The sequence below is a fragment of the Xanthobacter sp. BG11Y11_SDJG genome, from assembly GCF_057364445.1.
The window spans coordinates 1-6,139 of sequence record NZ_JBNFNU010000265.1 but is presented as its reverse complement, the minus strand read 5'-3'; the positions used below and the strand labels follow the sequence as shown (position 1 = coordinate 6,139).

Sequence of the window (6,139 nt, the reverse complement as noted above, 5' to 3'; positions counted from 1 at the left end):
GCTCTCGGCCGCGAGCCGGGGAGCGCCTCGCCGCGCTCGCGGCGCCGCCGCGCGATCTCGCCATCGTGGTGGCCGACGGGCTCTCCTCCGCCGCCATCCATGCCCACACCGCGCCCTTCCTTTCCGCGCTGAAGCCTTGGATCGCGCGGCAGGGCTGGAGCCTTTCGCCGGTCGCGATCGCCGCGCAGGCGCGGGTCGCCCTGGGCGACGAGGTGGGCGAGCTTCTCCACGCGCGCGCCTGCCTGCTGTTGGTGGGCGAGCGGCCGGGCCTGTCCTCGCCCGACAGCCTCGGCCTCTACCTCACCTTCGGTCCCAGGAGGGGCCGCTCGGACGCCGAGCGCAACTGCATCTCCAATGTGCGGCCCGAGGGTCTTTCCTACGACCTCGCCGCCTTCAAGCTGGCCTGGCACCTCGTGCAGGCGCTCAAGCTCGGCCTCACCGGCGTCGACCTGAAGGACGAGAGCGACCTGCTGCTGGCGGATGGGAGGCCGCCCGCCGCCTTGCCGCGGTGACCCTGGGTAAATCTCTGAACGGAATGCCTTTTGCTCTCCCGTGAGGTATGCATCGCGCACGATGCAGTCCCGATACGGAAAGGCCTGAGTCATGGCTGAGCGCAAGCAGGCGGGCGTGACCTATACGAGCGTCGACGGCGCCTATTTCGAGCAGCGGGCGCTGAAGCGCCATGCGCGGGTCTGGTCGCTCTGGGCGCTCGGCGTGGGCGCGGTCATCTCGGGGCATTTCTCGGGCTGGAACCTCGGCCTCGCCTCGGGCGGCTGGGGCGGCATGCTCATCGCCGCGATCATCATCGCCGTGATGTATCTCGGCCTCACCTTCTCCATCGCCGAGATGTCGCCGGCCCTGCCGCACACCGGCGCGGCCTATTCGTTCGCCCGCACCACCATGGGGCCGTGGGGCGGCTTCATCACCGGCCTGTGCGAGAACGTGGAATATGTCATCACCCCGGCGGTGGTGGTGTCGTTCATCGGCTCCTATCTCGGCTCCATCTTCGGCACGCCCACCGCCTTCCAGCCGGTGTACTGGATCTTCGGCTACGCGATCTTCGTCGGCCTCAACATCGTCGGCGTGGCGCTGTCGTTCCGGGTGACGCTGGTGGTCACGCTCGCCGCGCTCGCCTGCCTCGTCGCCTTCTGGGTCAGCGCGATCCCGGTCGCCGACGTCTCGCGCTGGGCGCTCAACATCGGCGTCGGCCCGGACGGCACGGCGGTCGAGCTGCCGAACGGCGGCGGGCCGTTCCTGCCGTTCGGCATCGGCGGCGCGCTGGCGGCGCTGCCGTTCGCGGTGTGGCTGTTCCTCGCCATCGAGCAATTGCCGCTGGCGGCGGAGGAATCGGTGGACCCGAAGACCGACATGCCCAAGGGCATCATGCTCGGCATGGCGACGCTGATCGTCTCCGCCTTCATGATCCTTTGGCTCAATTCCTCGGTGGCCAACGGCGCCTTCGGCCTCTCCACCTCGCTCGAGCCGCTGCTCGACGGCTTCAAGGCGCTCTACGGCGACGGGCTCGCCAAGGTCCTGGCGGGCGTGGCCGTGATCGGCCTGATCGCCTCGTTCCACGCCATCATCTATGCCCAGGGGCGGCAGATCTACTCGCTCTCGCGCGCCGGCTACTTCCCGCGCGGGCTCTCCCTCACCCATGGCGGGCGCAAGACGCCGCATGTGGCCATGGCCGCAGGCGCGGCGGTCGGGCTCGCGATCATGCTCGTCATCTGGTTCGCGCTGGGAGCCGAGGCGGGCGCGGCGGCGATCGGCGGCACCCTGCTCAACATGGCGGTGTTCGGCGCCATGCTGTCCTATGTCATGCAGGCGCTGTCCTTCATCCTCCTGCGCAAGAACATGCCGCAGATCGCGCGGCCCTACCGGAGCCCCTTCGGCATCCCGGGCGCGGTGCTGACCATCGCCATCGCCCTCGTCACCATCGCCTACCAGCTCGCCGATCCCGTCTACCGCAACGGGGTGATCGGGGTGGCGATCTGGTTCGCGGTGGGCATCGCCTATTTCGCGGCGTTCGGGCGGCACAAGCTGGTGCTCTCCCCCGAGGAGGCGTTCGCCCTCTCCAAGGGCACGGCGGAATACCGGAGCGATTGACCGAGCAAGTCCGCGCCGACGCCGCGCCGACGCTCACCTCTGCGCGCCGTTGATCCCGTAAAGACGCGCCAGCAATTCTGCCTGGCGCCGGGTCCCGGTCTTGGCGAAGACCTGCTTCAGATGGGCTCGGGCCGTCTCGTAGGAGATGTTGAGGGTTGCGGCGATCGCCTGCAGGGAATGGCCCGCCACGAGCGCCATCGTCACCTCCATCTCCCGCGACGTGAGATTGAAGGTCGCCGCCAATTGCTCTGCGGGCGGTGTGCCCCCCTGCCGCTCCTCGCTCAGCAGCAAAGTCACGGTCGGCCCGGCGAAATAGCGTTCGACCAGGCTCTGCCCGGAACTGGCGAGCGTGACCTTCAACGGCGCTCCCGCGCGGCGGATGATGCGGGTCAGGGTCCGCGGCCGCGCGCCCTGGGGCACGCCCAGTTCAACCATCTGGCGGAGCGCGTCCTCCAGGGCCTCATCCGCAAGCCGCAGGCGGTCGGCCGCATCCCGGCGCACGCCGTCGCCGCCTTCCAGGATGGCGTGCGCGGCGTCGTTGAGCCACTGGATCTTCCGTCCTGGACCGACGCGGATCACACCGGTTTCATGGGCCGCAAGCGCCTGCCCCATCGCCAGCAAGGACGAGCGCTCCTGAGCCTGGCCATAGATCTTGAAAACCCGGGTCAAATGGGGCGCGAGCCGGGTCAGCATGTCGGCGGCACGCTGTTCGTCCGCCTCATCCTGTCTGGCACCGATGACGCTCAGGAGGAAATTCAGCGACCCGGACCGCTGCAGCGTGATGCCGATGCCCGACTCGATGCCGAACAACTTCAGAAGATCATTGTAGTATTCAGACTTCCTCACGTCGGCGAACGGAACCATGAACTCGGAACGCACACCCAGACCGATCGGCCTCTTGTGCAGATTCTGCATCCACAGATTCTTGGGCGCATACTGGGATAGAGGCGCTCGAATTCGCGGTCCACGCCGTGCGAGAGCGAAATCGACCCGGCCGCGGAGAATTCGTCGTGGAAGAACAGGGTGCTCTGGCCATTCGGGGTGCAGGTGGCGAGTTCCCTGAGGAAGTCGCCCCAGGCGCCCTCATCGACCAACGCAGCATAGATGAGATCGATCAGCCGGCTTTCCAGGCGATCGAACTGCGGCGATCCCAGATCCATGGCGCCCCGACCCATGGCGACGGGGCCCACGACTACCGGACCATCGCCATCTCCATCGCTGGTTGACGCCGGCCGCTGGATCGATTGTCCGAATGCCGACCGACATCAGTCGCGATTGTCTGTGGGGCGGGCGCCAACGCACCCCCCATTTGGGTCGTGCCGGCCGCAAATCGCGGCGGAGGGACGGGCAACAGGGTGTGGCGCCCGCCCTTGTTCTACAAACCAGGCGATGCAACGCGCGCCGCCCGGCCGCGCTCAGCGCAGGGGCTCCACCGACACCACGCGGAAGGTGTGGATTTCGTCCTCGTCTTCGCGGACCGAAACGTATTCGCCGACCTCGAACTTTTCCTCGCCGAAGCGGTAGCCGGCCTCGTCGTCGTCCGTGCCGTGGATATCATAGCGGAAGGCCCAGCTGCCGCCGGGGCGGCGCACCAGATGGCCGCTCTCGGCCGCCTCGTCCGGGCGGAAGCGCAACACGCGGCAGGCGTCGCGGTGCTTGGCCCAGAGCGCCGGGTCGATATGGCCGCTCTCGTCCAGCGGCGCGACGAAGCTGTAGCCGAAATTGCGCGCGCCCTCGGGATGGCCCTTTTCGCGCGCAAGCTCCAGCCGGATCTGGCGGAAGCCGGGGGGCAGTTCGGTCATGGGCGTCTCCTCGATGGCGGAACAAAAAGCGGGCGGGCGCGTTGATCAAGTGGCCGGTACGGCCGCGCCCGGCAGCGCGCGCCGGATGGCCTTCAGTTGCCCTGTAGAGTGATTATCTCGCGCGCTGTTTGACGTGGCGCAAGGACCCATTCGGCGCGAGTGAGGATTTTGGAGCGGGGCGATCACCGAACCGTCGGCGCAGGGGCGCTGCGGCACACAGGGAGGTGCTCAGATGAACGATTCCGCCATATTTCAGGGCCTGACGCGCGCCTGGAGCACCGGCACGCCGCCCGTCGCCTGGCCGGTTGCGTTCTGGAAGAACTGCTTCTTCGACTGCCCGGTCGAGGTCGCCTCCCACATCCAGCGCTTCGCCGGCCGGCAGATGCAGGACCAGGTGCAGCTGTTCTCCGAACTCTCCAAGGAAGAGAACATGGCGAACGCCTTCACCAAGGAGGCGGCCTTCCTCCAGCAGTCGGCGCTCGCATGGAGCAGCGAGATGCTGGAAGTGGCGGAACTGATGCAGTCGAAGCTGCTCACCTCCACCCAGACCGTGGTGCCGGACGAAGACGCGGCCCCCAACTGAGCCTGCCCCGGCCGGAGTGCACAGGGCGCCGAGCGCCTCAAAGCCTGCGCGGGACGTGCTGACCGAAGCCCTTGGCTCCGGTCAAGACTCCGTCGCGCGCCACCACCCTGCCCCGCACCATGGTCAGCACCGGCCAGCCGGTGATCTCCATGCCCTCATAGGGCGTGTAGTCGGACCCGTCCTGGAGCGCGGCATGGGTCAGGGTGCGCGTCAGCTCCGGGTCCCAGATGGCGATGTCCGCATCCGCGCCGACGGCGATCGTGCCCTTCTTCGGATAGAGGCCATAGACCTTGGCGTGATTGGTGGCGGTAACGGCCACGAAGCGGTTGATGTCGATGCGCCCTTTCACCACGCCTTCCGAGAACAGGATCGGCAGCCGCGCGCCGACGCCGGGAATGCCGTTCGGCACCCAGCGGAAGCTGGTGCGGCCTTTGGGGGTCAGCTTGCCCTGGGGGTCGTCGTAGCGGAACGGGCAGTGGTCGGAGGAGAAGGTCGCGAACACGCCCTGCTGGAGGCCTTCCCAGCACGCCGCCTGGCTCGCCGGATCGCGCGGCGGCGGCGAGCAGACATATTTCGCCCCCTCCATGTTGAGGCCGTCGAGATCGGCGGCCGTCAGCACCAGATATTGCGGGCAGGTCTCGCCGAGGATCTTCAGCCCCTTCGCCTGGGCGCGGCGGATTTCCTCCATGGCCTCGCGGTTGGAGACGTGGACCACCATCAGTGGCACGTCGGAGAGCTCCGCCAGCGAGATGGCGCGCGAGGTGGCCTCCCGCTCGGCGATGATCGGGCGCGAGGCCGCGTGGTAGCGCGGCGCGGTGCGGCCGTCCTGCTCCAGCCGGTCGGTGAGGAAGCGGATGATGTCGTAATTCTCCGCATGCACCATCACCAGCGCTCGGGTCTGCCGCGCCACCTCCATCACTTCGAGGATCTGCCGGTCGCTCAGCGCCAGGCCCTCATAGGTCATGAACACCTTGAAGGAGGGGTAGCCGTCCGCCACCAGCGCCGGCAGTTCCTGGCCGAGCACGCTCTCGCTCGGATCGGTGATGATGAGGTGGAAGGAGACGTCCACGTAGCATTCGCCGTCCGCCTTGGCGTGATAGGCGCTGACCGCGCTGCGCAAGGTGGCGCCGCTCTCCTGCATGCAGAACGGCAGCACCGTGGTGTTGCCGCCCAGCGCCGCCGAGCGGGTGGCGGAGGCGAAGTCGTCCGCCATCACGATCCCCTCGCCCGAGGGCTGGGAGATGTGGACATGGCTGTCGATGCCGCCGGGCAGCACCCATTTCCCCGTGGCGTCGATCTCCTCCCGTCCCGCGAGCCCCTCGCCGAGGGCGGCGATGCGCCCGTCTTGGATGCCGATGTCGCAGGAAAAGACGTCGGCGGCGGTGGCGATCCGGCCGTTGCGGATGACGAGATCGAAGGCGGGCGCGCGCTCGGGCATAAGCAGGTCTTTCACGGTGGCAAGTCTTTCACGGTGTTGGAGTTGTTTTGCTAGAACCGGTCGGCGGGCGCGATTCCCGCAACGGAGCAGACGGCATCATGGACGGCACGGCGGCGAAGACGGGCACGGCACGCAAGCGCGGCGCAGGCGCCGCGCGGCGCCGCATCATCGAACAACGCTCCATATCGGCGCATGCGCCGCGCCCGTTCT

General features: G+C 68.0%; 7 protein-coding genes. 4 read left to right on the top strand and 3 right to left on the bottom strand.

All coding sequences use genetic code 11. The features are described from left to right. Both AC2W7M_RS18095 and AC2W7M_RS18090 read left to right on the top strand, forming a co-directional pair. Nucleotides 1-512: ethanolamine ammonia-lyase light chain EutC (locus tag AC2W7M_RS18095; RefSeq protein ID WP_486133791.1), on the top strand; the 512-nt coding region annotated here is incomplete at its 5' end. Between the two features lie 91 nt (nt 513-603). After that, nucleotides 604-2,106 (top strand): amino acid permease, encoded by a 1,503-nt coding sequence (locus AC2W7M_RS18090; protein ID WP_486133789.1) that lies wholly within the window; start codon nt 604-606, stop codon nt 2,104-2,106. Between the two features lie 33 nt (nt 2,107-2,139). Here the strand turns inward: AC2W7M_RS18090 and AC2W7M_RS18085 are convergent, their stop codons facing one another. Then, on the bottom strand, nt 2,140-3,021 hold the full coding sequence (locus AC2W7M_RS18085) for a helix-turn-helix transcriptional regulator (RefSeq protein WP_486133787.1): 882 nt from the start codon (nt 3,019-3,021) through the stop codon (nt 2,140-2,142). A 95-nt stretch (nt 3,022-3,116) separates the two neighbouring features. Between AC2W7M_RS18085 and AC2W7M_RS18080 the strand changes: the two genes are divergently transcribed. Next, on the top strand, nt 3,117-3,332 hold the full coding sequence (locus tag AC2W7M_RS18080) for a hypothetical protein (RefSeq protein WP_486133785.1): 216 nt from the start codon (nt 3,117-3,119) through the stop codon (nt 3,330-3,332). 189 nt (nt 3,333-3,521) lie between these two features. Here the strand turns inward: AC2W7M_RS18080 and AC2W7M_RS18075 are convergent, their stop codons facing one another. Continuing rightward, nucleotides 3,522-3,908, bottom strand: a complete 387-nt coding sequence (locus tag AC2W7M_RS18075) for a hypothetical protein (RefSeq protein WP_486133783.1) — start codon at nt 3,906-3,908, stop codon at nt 3,522-3,524. Nucleotides 3,909-4,140: 232 nt separating this feature from the next. Here AC2W7M_RS18075 and AC2W7M_RS18070 point away from each other — a divergent pair, with 232 nt between their 5' ends. Then, nucleotides 4,141-4,491 (top strand): hypothetical protein, encoded by a 351-nt coding sequence (locus AC2W7M_RS18070; protein ID WP_486133782.1) that lies wholly within the window; start codon nt 4,141-4,143, stop codon nt 4,489-4,491. A gap of 37 nt (nt 4,492-4,528) precedes the next feature. Here AC2W7M_RS18070 and hydA read toward each other — a convergent pair whose 3' ends face one another. Further along, nucleotides 4,529-5,929, bottom strand: a complete 1,401-nt coding sequence (gene hydA, locus AC2W7M_RS18065) for a dihydropyrimidinase (RefSeq protein WP_486133793.1) — start codon at nt 5,927-5,929, stop codon at nt 4,529-4,531. Nucleotides 5,930-6,139: the final 210 nt, after the last annotated feature.